This is a genomic window from Micromonospora sp. DH14 (assembly GCF_029809455.1).
In the GTDB taxonomy this organism is placed as follows: domain Bacteria; phylum Actinomycetota; class Actinomycetes; order Mycobacteriales; family Micromonosporaceae; genus Micromonospora; species Micromonospora parva.
Genome location: NZ_JARVKT010000040.1, coordinates 22,013 through 45,290 on the forward strand (window position 1 = coordinate 22,013; position 23,278 = coordinate 45,290).

General features: G+C 72.1%; 25 protein-coding genes and 1 riboswitch. Of the genes, 18 read left to right on the forward strand and 7 right to left on the reverse strand.

Going from position 1 to position 23,278, the window contains the following annotated elements:
* Window positions 1–75 precede the first annotated feature (75 nt).
* Window positions 76–837, reverse strand: a complete 762-nt coding sequence (locus QCZ28_RS30930; RefSeq protein WP_279519912.1) for an SDR family NAD(P)-dependent oxidoreductase — start codon at window positions 835–837, stop codon at window positions 76–78.
* Window positions 838–937: 100 nt separating this feature from the next.
* Here QCZ28_RS30930 and QCZ28_RS30935 point away from each other — a divergent pair, with 100 nt between their 5' ends.
* The 8 genes from QCZ28_RS30935 to QCZ28_RS30970 all read left to right on the forward strand — a co-directional run bounded on the left by QCZ28_RS30935 (window position 938) and on the right by QCZ28_RS30970 (window position 8,302).
* Window positions 938–1,297: a histidine triad nucleotide-binding protein gene (locus QCZ28_RS30935; RefSeq protein ID WP_279519913.1), complete on the forward strand. Its 360-nt coding sequence runs from the start codon at window positions 938–940 to the stop codon at window positions 1,295–1,297.
* Complete coding sequence (locus tag QCZ28_RS30940; protein WP_279519914.1) at window positions 1,294–2,682, forward strand: serine hydrolase; 1,389 nt, start codon at window positions 1,294–1,296, stop codon at window positions 2,680–2,682. Before QCZ28_RS30935 ends, QCZ28_RS30940 begins: the two co-directional genes overlap by 4 nt.
* Before the next feature lie 131 nt (window positions 2,683–2,813).
* Window positions 2,814–3,872, forward strand: a complete 1,059-nt coding sequence (locus tag QCZ28_RS30945) for a PhoH family protein (RefSeq protein ID WP_030336459.1) — start codon at window positions 2,814–2,816, stop codon at window positions 3,870–3,872.
* A gap of 15 nt (window positions 3,873–3,887) precedes the next feature.
* A complete protein-coding gene (gene ybeY, locus QCZ28_RS30950) occupies window positions 3,888–4,361 on the forward strand; it encodes an rRNA maturation RNase YbeY (protein WP_030336457.1) in 474 nt (157 codons plus the stop codon).
* Entirely contained in the window at window positions 4,337–5,761 is a 1,425-nt protein-coding gene (locus QCZ28_RS30955) for a hemolysin family protein (protein WP_279519938.1), read from the forward strand. Before ybeY ends, QCZ28_RS30955 begins: the two co-directional genes overlap by 25 nt.
* Complete coding sequence (locus QCZ28_RS30960; RefSeq protein ID WP_030336454.1) at window positions 5,754–6,140, forward strand: hypothetical protein; 387 nt, start codon at window positions 5,754–5,756, stop codon at window positions 6,138–6,140. The genes QCZ28_RS30955 and QCZ28_RS30960 overlap by 8 nt, the downstream gene beginning before the upstream one ends.
* Window positions 6,137–7,042, forward strand: coding sequence for a GTPase Era (gene era / locus QCZ28_RS30965; RefSeq protein ID WP_279519915.1), 906 nt, complete (start codon window positions 6,137–6,139; stop codon window positions 7,040–7,042). Before QCZ28_RS30960 ends, era begins: the two co-directional genes overlap by 4 nt.
* Before the next feature lie 129 nt (window positions 7,043–7,171).
* Complete coding sequence (locus tag QCZ28_RS30970) at window positions 7,172–8,302, forward strand: acyltransferase (RefSeq protein WP_279519916.1); 1,131 nt, start codon at window positions 7,172–7,174, stop codon at window positions 8,300–8,302.
* Here the strand turns inward: QCZ28_RS30970 and QCZ28_RS30975 are convergent.
* Window positions 8,289–9,104 carry a DUF4097 family beta strand repeat-containing protein gene (locus QCZ28_RS30975; protein ID WP_279519917.1) on the reverse strand — a complete coding sequence of 272 codons (816 nt, stop codon included), beginning with the start codon at window positions 9,102–9,104 and terminating at the stop codon, window positions 8,289–8,291. The genes QCZ28_RS30970 and QCZ28_RS30975 overlap by 14 nt on opposite strands.
* A 102-nt stretch (window positions 9,105–9,206) precedes the next feature.
* Here QCZ28_RS30975 and recO point away from each other — a divergent pair, with 102 nt between their 5' ends.
* The 5 genes from recO to QCZ28_RS31000 all read left to right on the forward strand — a co-directional run bounded on the left by recO (window position 9,207) and on the right by QCZ28_RS31000 (window position 12,333).
* A complete protein-coding gene (gene recO, locus QCZ28_RS30980; RefSeq protein WP_279519918.1) occupies window positions 9,207–10,073 on the forward strand; it encodes a DNA repair protein RecO in 867 nt (288 codons plus the stop codon).
* Window positions 10,074–10,077: 4 nt separating this feature from the next.
* Window positions 10,078–10,890 carry an isoprenyl transferase gene (locus QCZ28_RS30985; RefSeq protein ID WP_030336443.1) on the forward strand — a complete coding sequence of 271 codons (813 nt, stop codon included), beginning with the start codon at window positions 10,078–10,080 and terminating at the stop codon, window positions 10,888–10,890.
* 71 nt (window positions 10,891–10,961) lie between these two features.
* Entirely contained in the window at window positions 10,962–11,147 is a 186-nt protein-coding gene (locus tag QCZ28_RS30990) for a hypothetical protein (protein ID WP_279519919.1), read from the forward strand.
* A gap of 200 nt (window positions 11,148–11,347) precedes the next feature.
* Window positions 11,348–11,575, forward strand: coding sequence for a thioredoxin reductase (locus tag QCZ28_RS30995; protein WP_279519920.1), 228 nt, complete (start codon window positions 11,348–11,350; stop codon window positions 11,573–11,575).
* Window positions 11,572–12,333: a pirin-like bicupin family protein gene (locus QCZ28_RS31000; RefSeq protein ID WP_279519921.1), complete on the forward strand. Its 762-nt coding sequence runs from the start codon at window positions 11,572–11,574 to the stop codon at window positions 12,331–12,333. The genes QCZ28_RS30995 and QCZ28_RS31000 overlap by 4 nt, the downstream gene beginning before the upstream one ends.
* 249 nt (window positions 12,334–12,582) lie before the next feature.
* Here the strand turns inward: QCZ28_RS31000 and gndA are convergent, their stop codons facing one another.
* Both gndA and QCZ28_RS31010 read right to left on the reverse strand, forming a co-directional pair.
* The gene (gene gndA / locus QCZ28_RS31005; RefSeq protein WP_279519922.1) at window positions 12,583–14,025 is read right to left on the reverse strand and encodes an NADP-dependent phosphogluconate dehydrogenase; all 1,443 of its coding nucleotides are present in this window, start codon (window positions 14,023–14,025) and stop codon (window positions 12,583–12,585) included.
* Window positions 14,026–14,214: 189 nt separating this feature from the next.
* Window positions 14,215–14,511: a thiamine-binding protein gene (locus tag QCZ28_RS31010; protein ID WP_196919265.1), complete on the reverse strand. Its 297-nt coding sequence runs from the start codon at window positions 14,509–14,511 to the stop codon at window positions 14,215–14,217.
* A gap of 291 nt (window positions 14,512–14,802) precedes the next feature.
* Here QCZ28_RS31010 and QCZ28_RS31015 point away from each other — a divergent pair, with 291 nt between their 5' ends.
* A complete protein-coding gene (locus QCZ28_RS31015; protein WP_279519923.1) occupies window positions 14,803–15,303 on the forward strand; it encodes a hypothetical protein in 501 nt (166 codons plus the stop codon).
* Between the two features lie 347 nt (window positions 15,304–15,650).
* On the opposite strand, the gene QCZ28_RS31020 is transcribed toward QCZ28_RS31015, so the two are convergent.
* From QCZ28_RS31020 to QCZ28_RS31030, 3 genes are all read right to left on the reverse strand, one after another.
* Complete coding sequence (locus QCZ28_RS31020; RefSeq protein WP_279519924.1) at window positions 15,651–16,451, reverse strand: energy-coupling factor transporter transmembrane component T; 801 nt, start codon at window positions 16,449–16,451, stop codon at window positions 15,651–15,653.
* On the reverse strand, window positions 16,448–17,878 hold the full coding sequence (locus tag QCZ28_RS31025) for an ABC transporter ATP-binding protein (protein ID WP_279519925.1): 1,431 nt from the start codon (window positions 17,876–17,878) through the stop codon (window positions 16,448–16,450). Before QCZ28_RS31025 ends, QCZ28_RS31020 begins: the two co-directional genes overlap by 4 nt.
* Before the next feature lie 130 nt (window positions 17,879–18,008).
* Complete coding sequence (locus tag QCZ28_RS31030) at window positions 18,009–18,596, reverse strand: ECF transporter S component (protein WP_279519926.1); 588 nt, start codon at window positions 18,594–18,596, stop codon at window positions 18,009–18,011.
* A 73-nt stretch (window positions 18,597–18,669) separates the two neighbouring features.
* Window positions 18,670–18,774, reverse strand: a riboswitch (TPP riboswitch).
* A 107-nt stretch (window positions 18,775–18,881) separates the two neighbouring features.
* Between QCZ28_RS31030 and QCZ28_RS31035 the strand changes: the two genes are divergently transcribed.
* The 4 genes from QCZ28_RS31035 to QCZ28_RS31050 all read left to right on the forward strand — a co-directional run bounded on the left by QCZ28_RS31035 (window position 18,882) and on the right by QCZ28_RS31050 (window position 23,207).
* Window positions 18,882–19,703, forward strand: coding sequence for an alpha/beta fold hydrolase (locus QCZ28_RS31035; RefSeq protein ID WP_279519927.1), 822 nt, complete (start codon window positions 18,882–18,884; stop codon window positions 19,701–19,703).
* A gap of 29 nt (window positions 19,704–19,732) precedes the next feature.
* Window positions 19,733–20,482, forward strand: a complete 750-nt coding sequence (locus tag QCZ28_RS31040; RefSeq protein WP_030338174.1) for an SIS domain-containing protein — start codon at window positions 19,733–19,735, stop codon at window positions 20,480–20,482.
* A gap of 119 nt (window positions 20,483–20,601) precedes the next feature.
* A complete protein-coding gene (locus tag QCZ28_RS31045; protein WP_279519928.1) occupies window positions 20,602–21,105 on the forward strand; it encodes a DUF6328 family protein in 504 nt (167 codons plus the stop codon).
* A 104-nt stretch (window positions 21,106–21,209) separates the two neighbouring features.
* Entirely contained in the window at window positions 21,210–23,207 is a 1,998-nt protein-coding gene (locus QCZ28_RS31050; RefSeq protein ID WP_279519929.1) for an acyl-CoA dehydrogenase family protein, read from the forward strand.
* Window positions 23,208–23,278: the final 71 nt, after the last annotated feature.

Here is a 23,278-nt window from a genome sequence, read left to right on the forward strand (position 1 = left end):
GGCGGCTACCCGCTGGCCTGGGGCGTCGCGAGAGGGCCACCCTGGGCCCGCACGTCCGCCATCTGCAACTCGGGCTCAGCTGCGCAGGTAGGAGGCCCCGTTGAGGTCGACGATCGTGCCGGAGGCCCACTCGGCCTGCGGCGAGGCCAGCCAGTGCACGGCGGCCGCGATCTCCTCCGGTTTGCCCACCCGGTCGAACGGGCTCTGCGCCCGGATGGCCGCGCCCCGCTCGCCGCGCAGGTGGTCGGTGGTCATGTCGGTCGCCACGAAGCCCGGCGCGACGGTGGCGACCGTGATGCCGTACGGCGCCAGCGCCACGGCGAGGGACTGGCCCAGCGCGTTCAGTCCCGCCTTGCTGGCACCGTACGCCGGCTGATCCGGCTCGCCGCGGAACGCGCCCCGGGACGAGACGTTGACGATCCGCCCGCCGCGCTCCCGCATGTGCTGGGCGGCGCACCAGGTGACGTTGCCGGCGCCGGTCAGGTTGGTCTCCAGCACCTGCCGCCAGCGCTGCTGCCACTGCTCGTACGAGGTGCCGAAGATCGGGTGCGGGTCGTCGCGGTCGCCGTACGTGCCGGCGTTGTTGACCAGCACGTCCAGCCCGCCGAGCAGCTCGGCCGCCCGGTCGACCATCGCCCGGACCGCGTCCGGGTCGGTGAGGTCGGCGCGGACCACCACGTGCCCGGCGCCCGGCAGTTGCGCGCGCACCTGCTCGGCCGCGTCGGCGGAGTCGCGGTGGTGGATGGCCACCCGGTCACCGCTGGCCGCGAACGCCGTCGCCACCGCGCGGCCGATCCCGCGCGAGGCCCCGGTCACGAGTACCGCCCGATCCGTCATGCCGGACATCCTGCCTCAGCCGTACCTTCCCCCGGAGAACGGGCCGGCGGCGCATGCCGCGCCACGGTGGCCCCGGCCCGTTACTCCTTACACTGCCCCGATGGGATCCGACTGCCTGTTCTGCCGCATCGTCGCCGGGGAGATCCCGGCCACCGTGGTCCGGGAGACCGAGACCACGCTCGCCTTCCGTGACATCGACCCGAAGGCGCCGGTGCACGTCCTGGTCATTCCGAAGGAGCACTACGCCGACGTGGCGACGCTCGCCCAGGGTGACCCGGCGCTCGCCGCCGACGTGCTGGCGACGTCCGCCGCCGTGGCCGAGGACGAGGGACTGCTCGGCGACGGTTTCCGGCTGATGTTCAACACCGGCGCGTACGGCGGGCAGGAGGTGTTCCACGTGCACGCGCACCTGCTCGGTGGCGCGCCGCTGGGCCCGATGCTGGCCCGGGACCTCGGGTGAGCGTGCCGGACAGCCGCGTGCACGAGCACCTGGACCGACTGGTCCGGCGGGTGCAGGCCGACGCCCGGGTGCCGGCGGTGTCGGCGGCGCTGCACCGGGCCGACCGACCGCTCTGGACCCGTACCGTCGGCGGGACCGGCACCGACAACCCGCTGGGGCCGGGCACCCAGTTCCGGATCGGCTCGGTCACCAAGACGTTCACCGCGGTGCTGGTCCTGCAGTGCCGCGACGACGGGCTGCTGGACCTGGACGACCCGGTGGGCCGGCACCTCGACCTCCCGGCGCACGGCGAGCTGACCGTACGCCGGTTGCTGTCGCACACCGCTGGCCTGCAACGCGAGCCGTTCGGCGACGTCTGGGACAGCCTGCGCGCACCGGACGCCGACCAACTGGTCGCCGAGCTGGACCGCGCCGAGCGGGTGCTGCCGACCGGCCGCCGGTTCCACTACTCGAACCTGGGTATGGCAGTCCTCGGCCAGCTCGTCGCCCGGCTGCGGGGCGGAAGCTGGGCGCAGGCCCTCACCGAGCGGATCCTGACGCCGCTGGGGCTGACCGACACCACAGTGACCCCACGGCCGACCGCGGCCACCGGGTTCCTGGTCGACGCGTACTCCGACGAGGCGCACCCGGAACCGCCGACCGACTTCGGCGCTGTCGGCCCGGCCGCCCAGCTGTGGAGCACCGCCACCGACATGGCCCGCTGGGCGGCGTTCCTGGCCGACCCGGTCGCGCTGGACCCGGCCGGCGCGGTCCTCGCCCCGGCCACCCTGGACGAGATGCGCTGGCCGTTGACCACCACCGACGAGACGCTCTGGGGCGCGGGCTTCGGGCTCGGGCTGATCCTGATCCCACAGGGGGAACGGGTGATGCACGTGGGGCACGACGGGGCGATGCCCGGCTTCCTCGCCGGGGTGTACGGCCGTCGCGGTGGTGACGGCACGGCCGGTGCGATGGGCGCCGCGGTGCTCGGCTCGTCCGGCACGGCCGCCGAACTGCTCAGCCTGCCGCACCGGCTGCTCGCGGTGGCGGTCGAGCACGACCCGGCCGAGATCGAGCCCTGGCGTCCCGGGGCGCCCGCGCCGGCGGCCCTGCGCGGCGCGCTCGGCCGCTGGTGGGGCGAGGGCAGCGAGTACGTCTTCTCCTGGCACGACGGCACCCTGCGGGCGCGTGGGGTCGACGACCCGGCCGGACGACCGCCGGCGATCTTCACCCCGTTGGCGGACCAGCCGGACGTGTTCCGGGTGGTCTCCGGTCGGGAGGCCGGTGAGCTGCTGCGACTGACCCGGGACGAGGCCGGCGTGGTGGTCCGGATGCACTGGGCGACGTACCGGTTCACCCGTCACCAGGAGACCTTCGACCGGTACGACTTCCGGGCCGGGGGTTGATCGCGGCCAGCGGAAATGGGCGCGATGCGGCCCGTGTTGAACCGATACGATGGGTGTAACGTCCGCACGCCAGGCCAGCAGGCCGGCGCCGAGATCGAGAGCAGGTGGCGCAGGGCCCTTCGGCCCGACCTATGACCGGCACCCCACCTCCCGGCCCGCCCCGGGTGCAGACCAGGATCACCGTGCCCGACCCGAAGATCATGGTGAATCTGCTCGGCGCGGGCGACGAGATCCTCCGACTCGTCGAACGCTCGGTCACCAGTGACGTGCACGTCCGCGGCAACGAGATCACCATCACCGGTGACCCCGCGGACAACGCTCTCGCCGAGCGGGTCTTCAGCGAGCTCCTCGAACTCATCGAGAAAGGCGAGACCCTGACCACTGACGCCGTCCGGCGTACCGTCGGCATGCTCGAGCAGGGCAGCGCCGAGCGGCCCGCCGAGGTTCTGACGCTCAACATCCTCTCCCGGCGTGGGCGCACCATCCGCCCCAAGACGCTCGGGCAGAAGCGGTACGTCGACGCGATCGACACCCACACCATCGTCTTCGGCATCGGCCCGGCCGGCACCGGCAAGACCTACCTGGCGATGGCGAAGGCCGTCCAGGCGTTGCAGGCCAAGCAGGTCAACCGGATCATCCTCACCCGGCCGGCGGTCGAGGCGGGCGAGCGGCTGGGCTTCCTGCCCGGCACACTCAACGAGAAGATCGACCCGTACCTTCGCCCGCTCTACGACGCGCTGCACGACATGCTCGACCCGGAGACGATCCCGAAGCTGATGGCCGCCGGCACGATCGAGGTCGCGCCGCTGGCGTACATGCGGGGTAGGACCCTTAATGACGCGTTCATCATCCTGGACGAGGCGCAGAACACCACGCCCGAGCAGATGAAGATGTTCCTCACCCGGCTCGGCTTCAACTCGAAGATCGTCGTGACCGGTGACATCACCCAGGTGGACCTTCCCGGCGGGACGAGCAGCGGCCTGCGGGTGGTCCGGGAGATCCTGGAAAACGTCGACGACGTGCACTTCTCGCAGCTGTCCAGCTCCGACGTGGTCCGCCACCGGCTGGTCGGGGAGATCGTCGACGCGTACGCCCGCTGGGACGCCGAGCGGGAGAATCAGCAGGCGCAGGGCGTTCACGCCGTGCCTGGGCGCCCCGCCCAGGGCGGCCGGGCCGGCCGCCGCCGCTAAAGCAGAGGAAAGCAGTTGTCCATCGAGATCGCCAACGAGTCCGGTGTCGACGTCGACACCGACGCCGTGCTCGCCGTCGCCCGGCACGCCCTCGACGAGATGGGGGTCAACCCCCTCGCCGAGCTGTCAGTGCTGCTGGTCGACATCGACTACATGACCGAGCTGAACCACCGCTGGATGGGTGGCGACGGCCCGACCGACGTGCTCGCCTTCCCCATGGACGAGGGCAGCGTCGACCACGGCCCGGGTGAGTCCGCACCGGCCGGCGGTGAGCCCGCCCTGCTCGGCGACATCGTGCTCTGCCCCGAGGTGGCGGCCAAGCAGGCGGCGACCGCCGGGCACGCGTCGGCCGACGAGCTGCACCTGCTCACCGTGCACGGGGTGCTGCACCTGCTCGGTTACGACCACGCCGAGCCGGAGGAGGAGCGGGAGATGTTCGCGCTCCAGGCTCGGCTGCTGGCGAGCTGGCGGTCGACCCGCACCCAGTGATGTCAACTCCTCCGTTACTGGCGGCCGGCGCCACCGCCGGCCTTCCCGACTTCCAGCTGATCGTCTTCGCGGCCGGCCTGGTGGTGCTGGCCGGCCTGATCGCGATGACCGAGGCGGCCCTCGCCGCCGTCTCACCCGCCCGCGCCGCCGAGCTGGCCCGCGACGGTGTGCGCGGTGCCCGTACCCTCCAGGTCGTCGCCGGCGACGTGGTCCGGCACCTCAACCTGCTCCTGCTGTTGCGACTGCTCGCCGAGCTGACCGCCACCACGCTGGTGGCGCTCGTCGCGGTGGACAGCTTCGGCGCCGGCTGGTGGGCCGCGCTGGTGACCGCCGGCGCGATGACAGTGGTCAGCTTCGTGGTGGTGGGCGTCGCCCCGCGCACCCTCGGCCGGCAGCACGCCTACGCCGTGGGTCGTGCGGTGGCGCCGCTGGTCCGTTGGTTGGGCCGGGCGCTCAACCCGCTCGCGTCGTTGCTGATCCTGATCGGCAACGCGGTCACCCCCGGGCGCGGCTTCCGGGAGGGCCCGTTCGCCTCCCAGGTGGAGCTGCGGGAACTGGTCGACCTGGCCGAGCAACGTGGCGTGGTCGAGCACGGCGAGCGCCAGATGATCCACTCGGTCTTCGCGCTCGGCGACACCATCGCCCGTGAGGTGATGGTGCCGCGCACGGAGATGGTGTGGATCGAGGAGGGCAAGACGCTCGCGCAGGCGCTGGCGCTGTTCCTGCGCTCCGGCTTCTCCCGCATCCCGGTGATCGGCGAGAGCGTCGACGACGTGCTGGGTGTGCTCTACCTCAAGGACCTGATCCGGCGTTCCCGGGGCGGTGACCCGGGAGCCGAGCAGTTGCCGGTGGCCGAGCTGATGCGCCCGGCGACCTTCGTACCGGAGTCCAAGCCGGTCGACGACCTGCTGTCCGAGATGCAGGCCGCCCGCAACCACCTGGTCATCGTGGTCGACGAGTACGGCGGCACCGGCGGTCTGGTCACCATCGAGGACATCCTGGAGGAGATCGTCGGTGAGATCACCGACGAGTACGATGTCGAGCGCCCGCCCGTCGAACGGCTGGGGGACTCCTCGGTGCGGGTGACCGCCCGCCTGCCGGTGGAGAATCTCGGCGAGATGTTCGACACCGACCTGCCCACCGACGAGGTGGAGACGGTCGGCGGCCTGCTCGCCCAGTCCCTGGGGCGGGTGCCGATCCCGGGTGCCGAGGCCGAGGTCGCCGGCCTCCGCCTGGTCGCCGAGGGCACCACCGGCCGACGCAACCGGATCGACACCGTGCTGGTCAGCCGGGTGGAGCCGGGCCACGAGCAGGACACCGCGGGGCGCGGCGAGCACGCCGGCCCCGGGGACGACACGGACAACTACCGAGACGACGAGAGGCAACCCGCCGATGCCTGACACACCCGCCGCGCCTGTCGCCCGGCCCACCCCCACCGCGTCGGGCGCACTGAGCGCCGAGGACGGCAAGCTCGTCGTCCTGGCCCGGGGAGCCCGCGCCCGGGTCGGTGCCGTGGAGGGTGCCGCGGTCCGCGATCAGGACGGCCGGACGTACGCGGCGGCAAGTGTCGCGCTGCCGTCGCTGACGCTCACCGCGTTGCAGTTGGCTGTCGCTTCGGCGGTGGCGGCTGGGGCGAGTCGGTTGGAGGCAGCGGTGGTGGTGACCGAGGCGTCGACGCTGGACGGTGCCGGGCACGCTGCGGTGCGGGACCTCGCGGCCGACGCGCCGGTCCACGTGGCCGCTCCGGACGGCACGGTGCTCGGCACGGTGACCGAGTGAGCCCGGTGCAGGATCCGCAGGCGCGACCGTACCGGGCCGGGTTCGGCTGCTTCGTCGGTCGTCCCAACGCTGGCAAGTCGACGCTCACCAACGCCATCGTCGGCACCAAGATCGCCATCACCTCGAACAAGCCGCAGACCACCCGGCACGTCATCCGGGCGGTGCTGCACCGCCCGGAGTCGCAGCTGGTCCTCGTCGACACGCCGGGCCTGCACCGCCCCCGTACGCTGCTCGGTGAACGTCTCAACGACCTGGTCCGGTCCACCTGGACCGAGGTCGACGTGATCGGCCTGTGCATCCCGGCCGACGAGCCGGTCGGGCGTGGTGACCGGTTCATCACCGGTGAGCTGGCCGGGTTGAAGGCGACAGTGCTGGCGGTGGTGACCAAGACCGACCTGGTGGACAAGCGCCGCCTGGCGGAGCAGCTGCTCGCGGTCAGCGAGATGGGGGAGTTCGCCGAGATCGTGCCGGTGAGCGCGGTGGCCGGCCACCAGGTGGACACCCTGGTCGACGTGATGACCAAATACCTGCCGCCGTCGCCGCAGCTCTACCCGGACGACATGCTCACCGACGACCCCGAGCAGGTTCTCGTCGCGGAGCTGATCCGGGAGGCCGCGCTGGAGGGGGTCCGCGACGAGCTGCCGCACTCCATCGCCGTGGTGGTGGAGGAGATGATCCCCGAGGGTCAGGTCATGAAGATCTACGCCGACCTGTACGTGGAGCGGCCCAGCCAGAAGGCCATCGTGCTCGGGCACAAGGCGAGTCGGCTCAAGGAGGTCGGCACCACCGCCCGCAAGCAGATCGAGGAGCTGCTGGGCAGCCGGGTCTATCTCGACCTGCACGTGCGGGTCGCGAAGGACTGGCAGCGCGACCCGAGGCAGCTGCGCAAGCTGGGCTTCTGACCCACCTGAGCGGGCCGCGTCGCCCTCGCGGTGGGGTGTTCACCTCCGGTTGGCGTCGTGGCCGTTTCGTGCGGGCAACGTGCGGGGTAGGGGAGTTGTACCCCCGGAGCCCCCGACCCTGGCAGGCTGATGCGCAACAGGTACCTCGATCTCCTCCGTTCCCTGGCCATCGTGCGAGTGGTGGTCTACCACGTCACCGGATGGGCGACCCTCACCCTCGTCTTCCCCGCCATGTCGGTGATGTTCGCGCTGGCGGGCTCGCTGATGGCCGCCTCGCTGACCCGCTCCGGGCCGGCGGCGGTCGGGCGTCGGCTGCGTCGACTGCTGCCGTCGCTGTGGGTGGTCGCTGTGGTCTTCGTACCGGCCATGCTGTTCACCGGGCTGCCGGTGAGCCCTCGGGTGCTGCTGTGGCTGTTCCCGGTGGCCGACCCGCCCGCCAACCACTGGGGCGCGCTGGCGCTGAGCGTCATCTGGTACCTGCGCGACTACCTGTGGTTCGTGTTCGCCTCACCGGTCGCGTTCTGGCTGTTCCGGCGTGCCCCGCTGCCGACCCTGCTCGCCCCGTACCTCCTGCTGGTGATGATCGAGGTGGGGATCTACCCGGCACCGCCGGTGCTGCGCGAGTTCGGGCTCTACTTCGGAGCGTGGCTGCTCGGCTTCGCCCACCACGCCGGGATGCTGCGCCGACTCTCCGGTTGGCTGCTGTACCCGTTGGCGCTCGCCCTCGCCGTGGGCGGCGGCGCCTGGATCGTCGGGCATCCCGGGCCGCGCGGGTACGACCTGAACGACAACCACCTCGGCAACGCCCTCTGGTCGGCCGCTTTCATCCTGATCGCGCTGGGTCGGGCACCGGCCGGGGTTTCCTGGCTGAGCCGGAGCCGGCTGGCCGAGCGGGCGGTCACCGTGCTCAACCGGCGCGCGCTCACCGTCTACCTCTGGCACATGCCGTTCGTGGTGGCGCTCACTCCACTGGTCGACGTGGTGGGCTGGTCCCACCAGGACCCGGTGGGCCTGGCCATCCGGGTGCTGCTGGTCTTCGCCCTGGTCGGGTTGGTCACACTGGCCGTCGGCTGGGTCGAGGACGTCGCCGCCCGCCGCCGCCCGGAGCTGATCCCCGGTGGCTCGGCGCCGCCCGCCGACGAGGCGGCCCAGCCGGGCGGCGACACCTCGGACGGTGCCGGGACGACCGGCGGTCGAGCGGTGGTGCCCGCGCAGCGGGTGGCCGGGGAGGAGGCCACCGTCACGCTCAACGCTGGCTGATCGTGAGGTTGCCGCTGTTGGCCGAACCGTCGAGCACCAGGGACGCGGCCGGGTTGTCGGCGACGGTGATGGTCTCGTCGCCGGAGTCGGCGTTGGACCGGACCCGGTAGCTGCCCTGGGGCACCAGCAGCGTGACGTCACCGCTGGAGGCGTGCACCCGGGCCGAGGCGGGCTGGTCGAGCTGGACGTCGACGTTGCCGGAGTTGGCCTCGGCGTCGACAGTGCCGGCCAGCCGGCGTGCGGTGATGTCCCCGGACGAGGCACGCAACCGTACCGCCGCGGTGGCCTCGCTCACCTCGATGTTGCCCGAGCGGGCCTCCACCCCGACCGCGCCCGACGCGCCGGAGATCCGCACGTCGCCCGATCTCACCTGCAGCTCCACCGCGCCGACCCGGCTCAGCTCGACGTTGCCGGAGCTGGTCTCACCCTGCACCGCCACGCCCTCGGGCACCGTCACCTCGTAGGAGATGCTGCACCGCGAGCCGCAGTCGGTGTCCAGCACCAGTTCGGTGCCCTTGATCTCGTAGCGGGTGTTGTCCGGTTCACCGCCCTGGTAACGCACCACCCGCTTGATCCGCACCTCGGACGCCGGGCCGGTGCCGCGCACCACCAGGTCACCCGAGCCACCGGAGACCCGGACCGTGGTGATCCGGACCGCCTCGGTGTTGTCGTAGTCGAGCCGGCGGAACGACAGGTTGTCGCACCCGGCGAGCACGATGAGGGTGGCGGTGAGTCCCAGCGCGACGGGAGCGGCGACGCGACGCCGGCGGAGGGTGGTGGTGGAGGTCAGGCGCAGTTGCATGAGCAGCACGCTACGGCCGGGCACGACTCGGCCGCATCGGGGTTCATCCGCGCTTGCACCCCGAACCAACCCTGATTTCACACCCCGAGGGAGAATGGCCCGATGGCCGGGTATCGCCGACAGCTCTACCGCGACGACGCGGTGGTGCTGCGTGTGCAGAAGCTCGGCGAGTCCGACCGGATCATCACCCTGCTCACCCGCCGGCACGGCCGGCTGCGCGCGGTGGCCCGAGGGATCCGCCGCACCACCAGCAAGTTCGGTGCCCGGCTGGAGCCGTTCGGCCACGTCGACCTCCAGCTCGCCGGTGACCCGAAGGGCAACCAGGGCAGCTCGCTGCACACCGTCAGCCAGGTCGAGGGCATCGACCTGTACGGCAAACGGTTCCTGGGCGACTATCCGCGCTACACGGCGGCCAGCGCGATCGCCGAGACCGCCGAGCGGCTCACCCCGGTGGAGCGGGAGCCGTCGCTGCGGCTGTTCCAGCTCACCGTGGGCGCGCTGAAGGCGCTGTCCCGAGGCGAGCACGCCACCACCCTGGTGCTCGACGCGTACCTGCTGCGGGGGATGTCACTGGCCGGCTGGGCACCGGCGCTGGTCGCCTGCGCGGTCTGTGGCACTCCCGGGCGGCACCGGGCGTTCTCCGTACCGGCCGGTGGTGCGGTCTGTCCGGATTGTCGGCCACCCGGGGCGGCTCATCCCGCGCCGGCCACCATCGATCTGATGTCCGCGCTGACCACCGGCGACTGGGTGATCGCCGACGCCACCGACGCCGCCGTACGCCGGGAGTGCAGTGGGCTGGTCGCGGCTCACCTGCAGTGGCACCTGGAGCGCGCGCTACGCTCGCTGCCGCTGGTCGACCGGGGTTCCCCGGCGGCCGGCGCGGCCTCGCCGCCGGAAGGCACCGGGGCCGTGGTGCTCCGGCCACGTGGCGACGTCGAGGCCGGGGCGGACGGCGCGAACAGGGAGTGACCGAGTGATCCGATCGAAGAAGGCTGGCCGGCGCGAGCCGACCCCGCCGGTGCCACACCCGTCCGGGGCACGCCCCCCGGCGCTGCCCGCCGAGGCGGTGCCGAGGCACGTGGCGGTGGTGATGGACGGCAACGGCCGCTGGGCCAAGGACCGCGGGCTGCCCCGCACCAAGGGGCACGAGGCGGGGGAGCACAGCCTCTTCGACACCATCGAGGGCGCCATCGAGATGGGCATCCCGTACCTGTCGGCGTACGCGTTCTCCACGGAGAACTGGCGGCGCTCGCCCGACGAGGTCCGGTTCCTGATGGGGTTCAACCGGGACGTGATCCGTCGCCGTCGTGACCAGCTGGTCGACCTCGGTGTCCGGGTGGTGTGGTCGGGCCGGTCCGGGCGGCTGTGGAAGAGCGTCATCTCGGAGTTGCAGACCGCCGAGGAGATGTCCCGCGACAACTCGACGTTGACCCTGCAGTTCTGCGTGAACTACGGCGGGCAGGCCGAGATCGGTGACGCCGCCGCGGCGATCGCGCGGGACGTGGCGGCCGGCCGGCTGGACCCGGCGAAGGTCACCGAGAAGACCGTGGCGAAGTACCTCTACCACCCGGAGGTCCCGGAGGTGGACCTGTTCCTGCGCCCCTCCGGGGAGGAGCGGATCTCCAACTTCCTGCTCTGGCAGACCGCGTACGCCGAGTTGGTCTTCCTGGACACGCTCTGGCCCGACTTCGACCGCCGCCACCTCTGGTACGCGTGCGAGTTGTACGCGCAGCGGGACCGACGCTTCGGCGGCGCGCTGCCCAACCCGGTCGCCCCGGTTATCTGAGCCGACGCGCTTACCCGCACGTCACTCTGGGTACCAGAAACGTCAGGAGCCACTGACGGAGGTGAACCCACATGATCCAGAAGCGCATTGCCCAGTGGGCGGTGATGGCGATCGCGGTGCCGCTGGCCGCTGCCGGTGCCCGCCGGCTCAGCCACACCCTGGAGGCCCGGCGTGGTCCCTCCGGGGCGACCCGGCTGCTGACCAAGGGTGCGGACCTGATCCGCCCGCAGAAGGCCAAGCGCCGCCGCATCTTCTGACCAACCCGTCTCTCCCCGGCGCCGTCCGCACCCCGTGCGGGCGGCGCCGTCGTGTCCCCCGGTGGCGAGACGACGTTGCCGGCCGACGCGCGGGTGGGCAGCGCGGTGTGCCGACGTGGGTGGTGTGCTCGTTTCGGGGTCCTGCGCAAGGGGGGCGGGTAGGGTCCGGAGGTGGTGGGACGACGGCGGTGGGGGGCGAGATGCGGGATCTCCGATTCAAGATGATCATGGCGTTGAACGCCGCCGATCTGGGCGACCCGATCTGCGAGCAGGTGGCCGAGATCTGCGCCGAGATCGCCGAGCAGCACTGCGCCGAGTTCGGCCACACACCGCAGCTGCGCAGCGGTGAGATCGCCGAACTGGCCATCGGTGAACCGGCCCTGAGCTGGGCGCCGTCGACCCCCGACTCCGGGCAGCGTGCCTGGTGACCGCACCCGCGCCCGCCGTCGACGTCCGCCGGGCCGACGATCGCTTCGCCACCCGGATCTCCTGGCTGGACTCCAAGCACTCCTTCTCGTTCTCCCGGCACTACGACCCGGCCAACACCCACCACGGCCTGCTGCTGGTCAACAACGACGACGTGGTCCGGCCGGGGGCCGGCTTCGAGACCCACCCGCACCAGGACATGGAGATCGTGACCTGGGTGCTGCGCGGCTCGCTCGTGCACCAGGACTCGACCGGGCACTCCGGGGTGATCTACCCGGGTCTGGCGCAGCGGATGAGCGCCGGCACGGGCATCCTGCACTCGGAGAAGAACGACGCCTGGCGGCTGAACAACCAGGAGCCGCACAGCGACCCGGTGCACTTCGTGCAGATGTGGGTGCTCCCCGACGAGCAGGGCGTCGACCCCGGCTACGAGCAGCTGGAGATCGAGGACGAGCTGCTGCGCGGCGGTCTGGTGCCGATCGCCTCCGGGATGGACCGCTACGACGGTGCGTCCGCGATCCGCATCCGCAACCGGTACGCGACCCTGCACGCCGCCCGTCTCGCACCCGGCGACGAGGTCACCATCCCCGACGCGCCCTATGTGCACCTCTACGTGCCCAACGGCACCGTGACGCTGGAGGGCAGCGGCCCGCTCGGCACCGGCGACGCCGCCCGGCTCACCATGACCGGCGGCCGACGGGTCACCGCCGACGAACCGGCCGAGATCCTCGTCTGGGAGATGCACGCCACGGTCGCCTGACCCGCCCCCACCCCGCCCCCACCCGCTCCCGCCCCGCCCCGCTCTCGCCCCCGCCCCGTCGATCATGAGGTTGTGGTGGGTGACAAAGCGCCCTCCCGGCCCCAAGCCGGGCACCACAACTCCTTGATCGACGAAGCCGGGCTGTCTCCGCTCTGGGATCTTGCGCCAAATGGCCGTGGTGGGCGCCCAACCTGGGTGGCCCCCACCGCCCGAATCGAGCACGGTGCGGGCGCGGGGGCGCCTGGCCGGCTACGCCGGGGACTCGGTGCGGTCGCCGGCCCAGGTGGTGTGGAACGAGCCGTCGCGGTCCACCCGCTGGTAGGTGTGTGCGCCGAAGTTGTCCCGCAGACCCTGGATCAGCGCCGCGGGCAGCCGCTCGGCGCGCAACGCGTCGAAGTACGCCAACGACGACGAGAACGCGGGCGTCGGCACCCCGGCCCGGGTCGCGTCGCCCACCACCCGTCGCCAGCTCGGCACACCGGCGCTGACCGCCTCGGCGAAGTACGGGGCCACCAGCAGCGTCGGCAGGTCCGGCTGCTGGTCGTACGCCTCGCGGATCCGGTTGAGGAAACGGGCCCGGATGATGCAGCCGCCCCGCCAGATCGTCGCGGTGCCCCCGAGGTCGATGTCCCAGTTGTATTCCTGGCTGCCCGCGCGGATGTGGTCGAAGCCCTGCGCGTACGCGACGATCTTGGAAGCGAGCAGCGCCCGGCGGACGTCCTCGATGAAGGTCTCCCGGTCGGTGACCTGCCACTTCTCACCCGCGTCGGGGAACGCCCGGCGGGCCGCCTCACGCTGGTCGACGTGCCCGGAGAGCGAGCGGGCGAAGGTCGCCTCGGCGATCCCGGTGATCGGGATGCCCAGGTCCAGCGCGCTCTGCACCGTCCACCGACCGGTGCCCTTCTGCTCGGCCCGGTCCTGCACGATGTCCACGAAGGACCGGCCGGTCGCCGCGTCCGTGTGCGCCAGCACGTCGGCGGTGATCTCGATGAGGAACGACTCCAACTCGCCGTTGTTCCACTCCCGGAAGATCTCCGCGATCTCGGCCGGCGTCGCGTCCAGGCCGGCCCGGAGCAGGTCGTACGCCTCGGCGATGAGCTGCATGTCGGCGTACTCGATGCCGTTGTGCACCATCTTGACGAAGTGCCCGGCGCCGTCCGGCCCGACGTGCGTGCAGCACGGCACGCCGTCCACCTGGGCGGCGATCTTCTCGAACATCGGCCCGAGCTTCGCGTACGACTCGGCGGAACCGCCCGGCATGATGCTCGGCCCGCGCAGCGCGCCCTCCTCGCCGCCGGAGACACCGGTGCCGCTGAAGTGCAGCCCCTGCGCCCGCAGCGCCTCCTCACGGCGACGGGTGTCCGCGAAGTGGGCGTTGCCGCAGTCGACGATGATGTCGCCCTCGTCGAGCAGCGGCACCAACTCGTCGATCACCGCGTCGGTGGGCGCGCCGGCCTTCACCATCACGATGACAGCGCGGGGCCGCTCCAGTGACGCCACGAAATCAGCCATCGTCTCGCCCGGCACGAACGTGCCCTCGTCGCCGTGCTCGGCGACCAGGCTGCGGGTGCGCTCCGGCGAGCGGTTGTGCACTGCCACCGTGAAGCCGTTGCGAGCCAGGTTGCGGGCCACATTGCGACCCATCACCGCCAGCCCGGTCACCCCGATTTGAGCCCTCGCCTGATCAGCCATCCGTGCCGCCACCTCTCGTCACACCACTATCAGCGTTTGGAAACTTACCGTGATGTGAGCCGATACGGACCAGTGACCGACGTCGCGTTACTGCACGTAATGTGGAAGATGACGCTGGCGGTTTCGACGCCCGACGATGGTCGGCGAGCCCCGCGCAGGGAAACCTGTCGTCATTGCCCGCCGCGCGCGTCAGCCTTCGGCGAGACGGGCTTCGATACGGGCGATCTTCCCGGTGAGGGCGTCGGTGACCCCGGGCCGGACGTCGGCCTTCAGCACCACGCTCACCCGGGGTGCCCGCGCGGCGACCACGTCGACCGCCTGCTTCACCACCGCCATCACCTCGTCCCACTCGCCCTCGACGGTGGTGAACATGGCATCGGTCCGATTGGGCAGGCCGGACGCGCGGACCACCCGAACCGCCTCAGCGACCAGGTCACCCACCGAATCGTCACCGCCGAGCGGGGTGATCGAGAACGCGATCAGCATGTGCCGATGGTGCCAGGAAAAACGGATGCGCGCCGGTGCGGCGGCGGCTACGGTACGGACATGCGTAACTGACGCCCCACTTCCGAGCCGGCCCGCCGTCCCGCGTCGCGGTCCGTGCGCTCCCGGGCGTCCCGCATCCCCCTCCCCGCCGTTCGGCGGCGACGGTCCTGCCCGACACCGGTGAGCAGTCCCTTCCCCACTCGACCGTCGCGCGACGGCGGTCACCAGCCGATCCGACCGACCGCCGCAGCGCGGGACCGGCCGTGCCGGTCGGCGCAGAAGGAGGCCCGGATGCCTGCCAGGCGTAACCCGAAGAAGACCCGTACCCCCGGCGCGACGCCGCTCGGCGTCGACCCGGCGGCCGGCCACGGCCCGCTGCCACCCGCTCTGCCGTCCCGCGACCCGTCCCTGCCGGCGGCGCTGGTGGAGCCCGGAGCGCTGGTCGAGCCGGCGGCGCTGGTGGAGCCCGGAGCGCTGGTCGAGCCGGCGGCGCTGGTGAAGCCCGGAGCGCTGGTCGAGCCGGCGGCGCTGGTGGAGGTGGCGCAGCCGGCGGTGTCGGCGGCCGTCCCAGCCGAGGTGGTGCTGCCGGTCGACCTGCCGGACGCGGTCGACGTGCCGAAGGTCGACGTGCCGGTGGTTGTCGACGCGCCGAAGATGGCAGACCTGCCGAAGCCAACCGGGCGACCGAAGGCACCGACGGCCGGCCCACCGCAGGGCGGCGGCAACCGCTCCGGCGGCGGCCGCAGCCAACAGGCCGGCCAAGCCCGCCGCTACGCCTTCCGCCGCAGCTGACCACCCCACCCCACGCACCCACCCATCCACCCCGCCCCGGCCCACCCCACCCACCCCGCCGATCCTGCACTTTCTGTCCTCGCATAACCGGCATACCGGGATGAAACAACGACAGGGAATCGCAAGATCGACGGGGGCGGCGGGGCTGGGCCGGGCGGGGGTTGCGGCGGGGCGTGGGTGGTGGGTGGTGACAACAACATCAGGGATGTAGTGGTCTCCGTCGGCAGCGAGGCCACTACATCCCTGATGTTGTGCGGATCTTGCCGGCAGGTGCCAGCGCCGGGCGTCAGCGCCGGGAGCCAGCGCCGGGCGGCACGGACGGCGCGGGCGGTGCGCGGCGGATGGGGTCAGCTGATCAGGGGGCGGAAGGTGCCCAGGAGGATGCTGGTGGTCAGGGCTGCTGAGGCGAGCACGACGGCGCCGGCGATGAGGAGCGCGTCGGCGCGGGTGAAGTGCTGCCGGCGGGCGACGGTACGGGGGGCGCCGGCGTCGAAGCCGCGCGCGTCCATCGCCACGGCCAGCCGGGTGCCTCGACGGATCGCCCCTACCAGCAGCGCGAACGCGGTGGAGGTGAAGAGCCGCAGCTTCGCCACCGGATTGCGTCCCGCGTCGACGCCGCGCGCACGCCGAGCCATGCTGATCATCTGCCACTCCTGGCCGAGCAGCGGCACCAGCCGGAACGCGGCCAGCGCCCCGATGGCGAACCGGGCCGGCGCCTTCGCGTTCTGGATCAACGCGTCGGCCAGGTCGGTGGGGTCGGTGGTCGCGAAAACGATCACGCCGGGCAGCGCCACCGCGAACACCCGCAGCACGAGGCCGAGCGCGGTGAGCAGCACACCGGTGCTCACCAGCACCGGCCCCGCGTCCAGCAGGACCCGACCGGACCGGTCGGCGGCGAACAGCACCAGGGTGACCAGGATGCCGGCGGCGCTGAGCAGCAGGGGCCAGGCCCGTCGGGCCAGTACCCGGTAGCGGATGCCGAACAGCGGCAGGACGGCCAGTTCGAGGGCGATGGCGATCGCCGGGGCGACCGGGTCCAGGGTGGCCAGCAGGATGAACGAGAAGGCGAGCGCGGCGGCGACCTTCGCCACCGGGTTGCGGCGGGCCAACGGCGCGTCCGGCGCGGCGACCGGCTCGATGCTGATCATCGGTGGTCGTCCGGGGCGCGGTGCAGGGTGACGGTGCGGTCGGCGAGCGCGGCGACGAAGTCCGCGTCGTGGGTGACGGTGACCACCCCGTGGCCGGCGTCGCGCAGGTCGGCGAAGAGGTCGACCAACTCCCGCCAGGTCCGCCGGTCCTGGCCGAAGGTGGGTTCGTCGCAGATCAACAGGCGGGGCGCGGTGGCCAGGGCGGTCGCCACGCTCAGTCGCCGCGCCTCACCACCGGAGAGGGTGTACGGGTTGGCGGCGGCGAGCCGGGCCAGCCGCAGCCGTTCCAGGAGCCCGGCCACGGTCTCGTTGACCACCGCCTCGGGTTGACCGGTGCGGCGTGGGCCGAGCGCCAGCTCGTCGAAGACGGTGCTGGTGACGAACTGGTGTTCCGGATCCTGGAAGACCGACCCGATCCGCCGGGCCAGCGCGGGGGCCGGCCAGCGGTGCGGGGGAGTGCGGTGGTCCGGCCCGGCCAGTTCGACGGACGCGGTGACCCGCCCACTGCCCGGCCGGAGCAGACCGCCGAGCAGCAACGCCAGGGTGGACTTGCCGGCACCGTTGGGTCCGCGTACGGCGAGTGCCTCACCGGCGCGTACCGACAGGTTGGTGTGGCCCAGCCGGGGTGGCAGGCCGACCTGGTCGGCGGTGAGCAACAGCTCCCCTGGCCCGGCGGTGGCGGCCCGGGGCGTGATGGGGTGACCGGGCACCCAGACGCCCTCGGCGGCGAGGGCGCCGCCGAGGGCGGCGAAGACCGCATCGGGGGTGCCGTCCGCGCGGACGCCGCCCCCCGGTTCCAGAACGACCACCCGGTCGACCAGTGGCAACGCCTCGGCGACCCGGTGCTCGACCAGGATCAGCGTGGTGTCGGCGTCCAGCGCGCCGGCCACCGCGTGCCGGACCAGGTCCGCCCCGGCCGGGTCGAGGTTGGCGGTCGGCTCGTCGAGGAGGAGTAGGGCGGGGCGCAGGGCCAGCGCGCCGGCCAGGGCGAGGCGTTGCTGCTCGCCGCCGGAGAGCGCCGCGGTGCGGCGGTCCCGGGGGTACGGGAAGCCCACCCGGTGCAGGGCCTCGTCGACCCGGGGCCAGATCTCGTCGGCAGGTACCCCCCGGTTTTCCAGCCCGAACGCGACGTCGTCGCCGCAGCGGGCCATCACCAGTTGGGTCTCCGGGTCCTGGAAGACGACGCCGACCCGTTCCCGCCCCTTGCGCGGGTCGAGCCCGTCGATCTCGACGGTGCCCTCCTGCTCGCCGGAGTCGTCGGGAAGCAGCCCGGCCAGCGCGCTGAGCAGGGTGCTCTTGCCGGCCCCCGAGGGCCCGAGCAGCAGCACCCGTTCCCCGACCTCGATCCGCAGGTCGACCCCGCGAAGCGCCCAGGCTCGCCGCCCGGCGTGCCGCCACCCGAACCCCCGCAACACCACAGCGCCCACCGAACCCCCACCCTTCCGCCCCACCCCACCCCACCCCCGGCCGATTGATCATGAGGTTGACGGGGGTTTCAAAGATCCATTCCACCGCCAACCTCATGATCAACGAGGATTGGCGCGGCGCGGGTGGGGATCAGACCAGGGCGCGGTCTCGGCCTACCGGGAAGCGGTCCAGGACACCGGTGTTGGCCAGGGCCTTGGTGAGCAGCCAGCCGCCCGCGCCGGCGATCACGGTGGCGCTGACGACGGTGAGCAGCGCGTACGGGATGCGGTAGTCGGCCAGCGCGTAGTCGACGTTCCAGACGAAGAAGTCGAACAGCGCGGCGCTGAGACCGGTCAGCGCGCCGGCGAGCACCGCTGTCGGCAGCCGGAACGACCGGTACCGGAAGGCGGCGAAGGCCAGCTCGGCGCCGATGCCCTGCACGATTCCCTGCGGGATCACCGTGCCGGCCCACTGGCTGCCCAGGAGCGCGGACAGGACCGCGGCCACGGTCTCGCAGTAGAGCGCGGCGCCGGGCTTGCGGATGACCAGCCCACCGATCACCGCCGGCATCAACCAGACGCCGTAGAGCAGCGTCTGCGCCGGCGGGAAGAAGGCGAACGCGCCCTCGGTGGCGCTCCAGACCAGGCCCCAGGCCCAGAAGATGACGCCGAAGGCGACCGCGATCACCGAGGCGACCACGATGTCGATGGTGCGCCAACGGTTGGTGGTGTTGTCCATGATTGCTCCCAGTTCAACGAAGAGAACCAGGAGAAGACGCACGCCGCGTCCGGTGGCACCGGACTGCGGCGCGGCTGGAGGTCGACCGAACTCCCTGCGCTGGCATTACCCAGATCAGGTTCGAGGGTCTGCGGGCGTACCCGCACTCTCAGCGCTGTGCGCTCCCCTGTCGGATATGAAGTTGTCTCGGTGACGCTAACACCGACCCGGGTCGTGGGCCCAGCAGGGCATGCGCCTGACCTGCGGGAGCGGCCGGCCCACCGCCTTCTGGGTACGCTTCCGATCATGCGGGTTGATGCGCGAGGCCTCACGTTCGACGTGACAGTCGACGGTCCACCGGACGGCGTACCCGTCCTGCTGCTGCACGGTTTCCCTCAGCACAGCGGTGAGTGGGACGACGTGGTGCCGAGGCTGCACACGGGTGGGCTGCGCACGTACGCACTGGACCAGCGCGGCTACTCGCCCGGTGCCCGGCCTTCTGCGGTGGCCGACTACCGCATCCCCGAACTCGTCGCCGACGTGGTGGCGGTGCTCGACGCGCTGGAGTTGGACGCCGTGCACCTGGTCGGCCACGACTGGGGCGCGGTGGTGGCGTGGGCGGTCGCCGCCCGGCACCCCGACCGGGTGCACACGCTGACCGCGGTGTCCGTGCCGCATCCGGCGGCCATGGCGCACGCCCTGAGCACCGACAGCGGACAGAAGGCCCGCTCGTCGTACATGGCGTTGTTCCGCAAGCCGGACAAGGCGGAGAAGGTGCTGCTGGCGTGGCACGCCGCCGCGCTGCGCAAGCTGCTCGGCGGGGTGGGCGACGCGTCCCGGGTGAACAGGTACGCCGACCCGATGCGCGAGCCGGGGGCGCTCACGGCGGCCCTGAACTGGTACCGGGCGATGTCCCGCGCCGACCTGGCCGGCGTCGGCCCGGTCACGGTGCCCACCACGTACGTCTGGAGTGACCGGGACGTCGCCATCGGCCGGACCGCCGCCGAGGCGTGCGCGCCGAACGTCACCGGGGACTACCGCTTCGTGCAGCTGTCCGGGGTGAGTCACTGGATCCCGGACGAGGCGCCGGCCCCACTCGCCGAAGCGATCCTGGCCCGGGTCGGCTAAGTGGCAGGCAATCGAACGACGGAGGACGTATGACGGTGAGTGCCGAGGACTACCTGGCCGTGGTGACCGAGACGATCGGCCGGGTGGCCGCCAGCCAGCGGGAGGCGGTGGGGCGGGCCGCCGACCTGATCGCCGAGGCCGTCCGGGCCGACGGCGTGGTGCACGCGTTCGGCACCGGGCACTCGGAGGCCCTCGCGATGGAGATCGCCGGGCGGGCGGGTGGCCTGGTGCCGACCAACCGGATCGCGCTGCGCGACCTGGTGCTGATCGGCGGCGAACCGGCCGACCGGCTCGGCCCGCTGCTGGAACGGGACCCGGCCGTCGCGCACCGCCTCTACGAGCTGGCCCCGGTGCGCCCCACCGACGTCTTCGTGCTCGCCTCGAACTCCGGGGTCAACGGCGCGATGGTGGAGTTCGCCACGCTGGTGAAGGAGCACGGTCACGGGCTGGTGGCGATCACCTCGGCGCAGCACTCCGGCCGGATGACGTCCCGGCACCCGTCCGGGCGCAAGCTGAGCGACCTCGCCGACGTGGTGCTCGACAACGGCGCCCCGTACGGCGACGCAACGCTGCCCCTGCCCGGCGGTGGCGCGGTCGGCGCGGTCTCCTCGATCACCGCGGCGTTGCTGGCCCAGCAGGTGACGGTGGAGGTCGTGGCGCGGTTGCTGGCGGCGGGGCAACGGCCCCCGGTGTACCTGTCGGCGAACATCCCCGACGGCGACGCGCACAACAACGAGCTGGAAGCCCGGTACGCGGGCCGCATCCGACGCGGGTCCTGACGTTGCCACACGATGAACGGCCGATGTCGTGAACCTGTTTCGCGCTCGGCCGGGTGGGGCATTGGCGTTGCTGCCGGCGGCCGGGACCGCCGGCAGTAGCGTCTCACCGGAGGTAGCGCGTGTCCAAGGAGACCGAGAAGCAGCGTTGGCAGCGCAACTTCGCCGACCTGCTGCAGGAGTTGCGGGTCGCTCAGACCGGCGTTCAGATCCTCTTCGCCTTCCTGCTCACCCTGCCGTTCAGTAACGGGTTCACCAGGACCAGCGAGTTCCAACGCGACGTGTACATCGTGGCGTTGCTCGCGGCGGCCGCCGCCACCGCGATGATCATCTCGCCGGTGGCGTTCCACCGGGCGCTCTTCCGGCAGGGGCGTAAGCCGGAGCTGGTGCGGTTCGCCCACCGGATGGCCACCGGCGGTCTCGCCTTCATGCTGATCGCGATGGTCAGCGCCGTCCTGCTGATCACCGACTTCGTGTTGGACCGGCCGATCGCCTTCCTGCTCAGCGCCCTGACCGGGCTGTGGTTCCTCACGTTCTGGATGATCCTGCCGTTCGCCCGGCGCAACTGGGGTGAGGACGACATCGACGACGATGACGACGACCCGGACACGATCAACGGCCGCTGACCCGGCCGATCCGCACGCAGCGCTACCCCCGGGTAACAACCGGGGGTAGCGTGACGGTAGTCGCACACGTCGACGCAGCCGCACCGAACTTCGAGGGGGCAGCCGTGACCACGACGCAGAACGGCCGACCGGCACCGGACGGCCCCGACTCCGAAGCCACCGCCCAGGCCGCGGGGCCACTGCCCGCGGAAGCCGGACAGGTTTCCGAGAAGGAGGCCCGGCAGGTCGCCGAAGCCGCCCGAGAGTCCACCTGGGACCGACCCAGCTTCGGCAAGGAGTTGTTCCTCGGCCGGTTCCGGCTCGACCTGATCGATCCGTGGCCCCGATCCGACCCTGACGACATGGCGCGGGCGGAGGAGTTCCTTGGTCGGTTCCGCGCCTTCCTGGCCTCCGAGGTGGACGGCGCCGCCATCGAGCGGGACGGCTCCATTCCCGACTCGGTGTTCCACGGCCTGGCCGACCTTGGCGCGTTCGGCATGAAGATCGACCGGAAGTACGGCGGGCTCGGGCTGAGCAACCTGCACTACTGCCGGGCGCTCATGCTGGCCGGCTCGGTCAGCCCGGCCATCGGCGCGCTGCTCTCGGCCCACCAGTCGATCGGTGTGCCACAGCCACTGAAGATGTTCGGCACGGCCGAGCAGAAGCAACGCTTCCTGCCCCGGCTCGCGGCCGGTGAGGTGTCGGCGTTCCTGCTCACCGAGCCCGACGTCGGCTCCGACCCGGCCCGGCTGGCCACCGTCGCCGAGCCGACCGAGGACGGCACCGGTTACCGGCTCAACGGGGTGAAGCTCTGGGCCACCAACGGCATCGTGGCGACCCTGCTGGTGGTGATGGCCCGGGTGCCGGCCAGCGAGGGCCGCCGGGGCGGGATCACCGCGTTCGTGGTGGACGGCGACACCCCGGGCATCACCGTCGAGCGGCGCAACGAGTTCATCGGCCTGCGCGGTCTGGAGAACAGCCTGACCCGGTTCCACGACGTGTTCGTCCCCGCCGAGAACGTCATCGGCGGCGAGGGCAAGGGGCTGAAGATCGCCCTGACCACCCTGAACACCGGCCGGCTCTCACTGCCGGCGATGTGCGTGGGTGCCGGCAAGTGGGCGTTGAACGTGGCCCGTGGCTGGGCCGCCGACCGGGTCCAGTGGGGTCGTCCGGTGGGTGAGCACGAAGCGGTGGCGCAGAAGCTGTCCTTCATCGCCGCCACCACGTACGGCATGGAGACCATGCTCGACCTCTGCTGTCTGCTCGCCGACGACGACCGCAACGACATCCGGATCGAGGCGGCGCTGGTCAAGCTGTACGCCAGCGAGATGGCCTGGAAGATCGCCGACGAGCTGGTCCAGATCCGGGGCGGGCGCGGCTACGAGACGGCCGACTCGCTGGCCGCCCGTGGCGAACGCCCGGCCGCCGTCGAGCAGATGCTGCGTGACCTGCGGATCAACCGGATCTTCGAGGGCTCCACCGAGATCATGCACCTGCTGATCGCACGGGAGGCGGTCGACGCCCACCTGTCGGTGGCCGGCGACATCATCGATCCGGACGCGGGGCTGGGCCGCAAGGCCCGCGCCGGCGCGCGGGCGGGCGCCTTCTACGCGAAGTGGCTACCCACCCTCGCCGTGGGCCGGGGGCAGACCCCCTCGGCGTACGCCGAGTTCGCCCCGCTCGCCGCGCACCTGCGCCAGGTGGAGCGTTCCTCGCGCAAGCTGGCCCGGTCGACGTTCTACGCGATGTCCCGCTGGCAGGGAAAGATGGAGCGTAAGCAGGCGTTCCTCGGCCGGGTGGTGGACATCGGCGCCGAGTTGTTCGCGATGTCGGCGGTCTGCGTCCGGGCCACCGCCGAACGTGACAGCCGACCGGAGAACGTCGAGCTGGCCGACCTGTTCTGCCGGCAGGCGCGGGTGCGGGTCGACGCCCTGTTCGCCGCACTCTGGGACAACACCGACTCGGTCGACACCGCCGCCGCGAAGCGCATCCTCGCCGGCCGTTACGCGGGCCTGGAGGAGGGTGTGCTCACCCCGTCCGAGGAGTTGCCCTGGGTGGCCCGCTGGTCGCCCGGCCCGTCCACCGCTGAGGACGTCCGTCGCCGAATCCCCCCGAAGCCGTGAGCGCCGCGCCGAGCGGACTGGCCGCCGTGCCGGTCGGCGGTGCGGGTCGTCGACCGGTCGGGCCGGCGGTG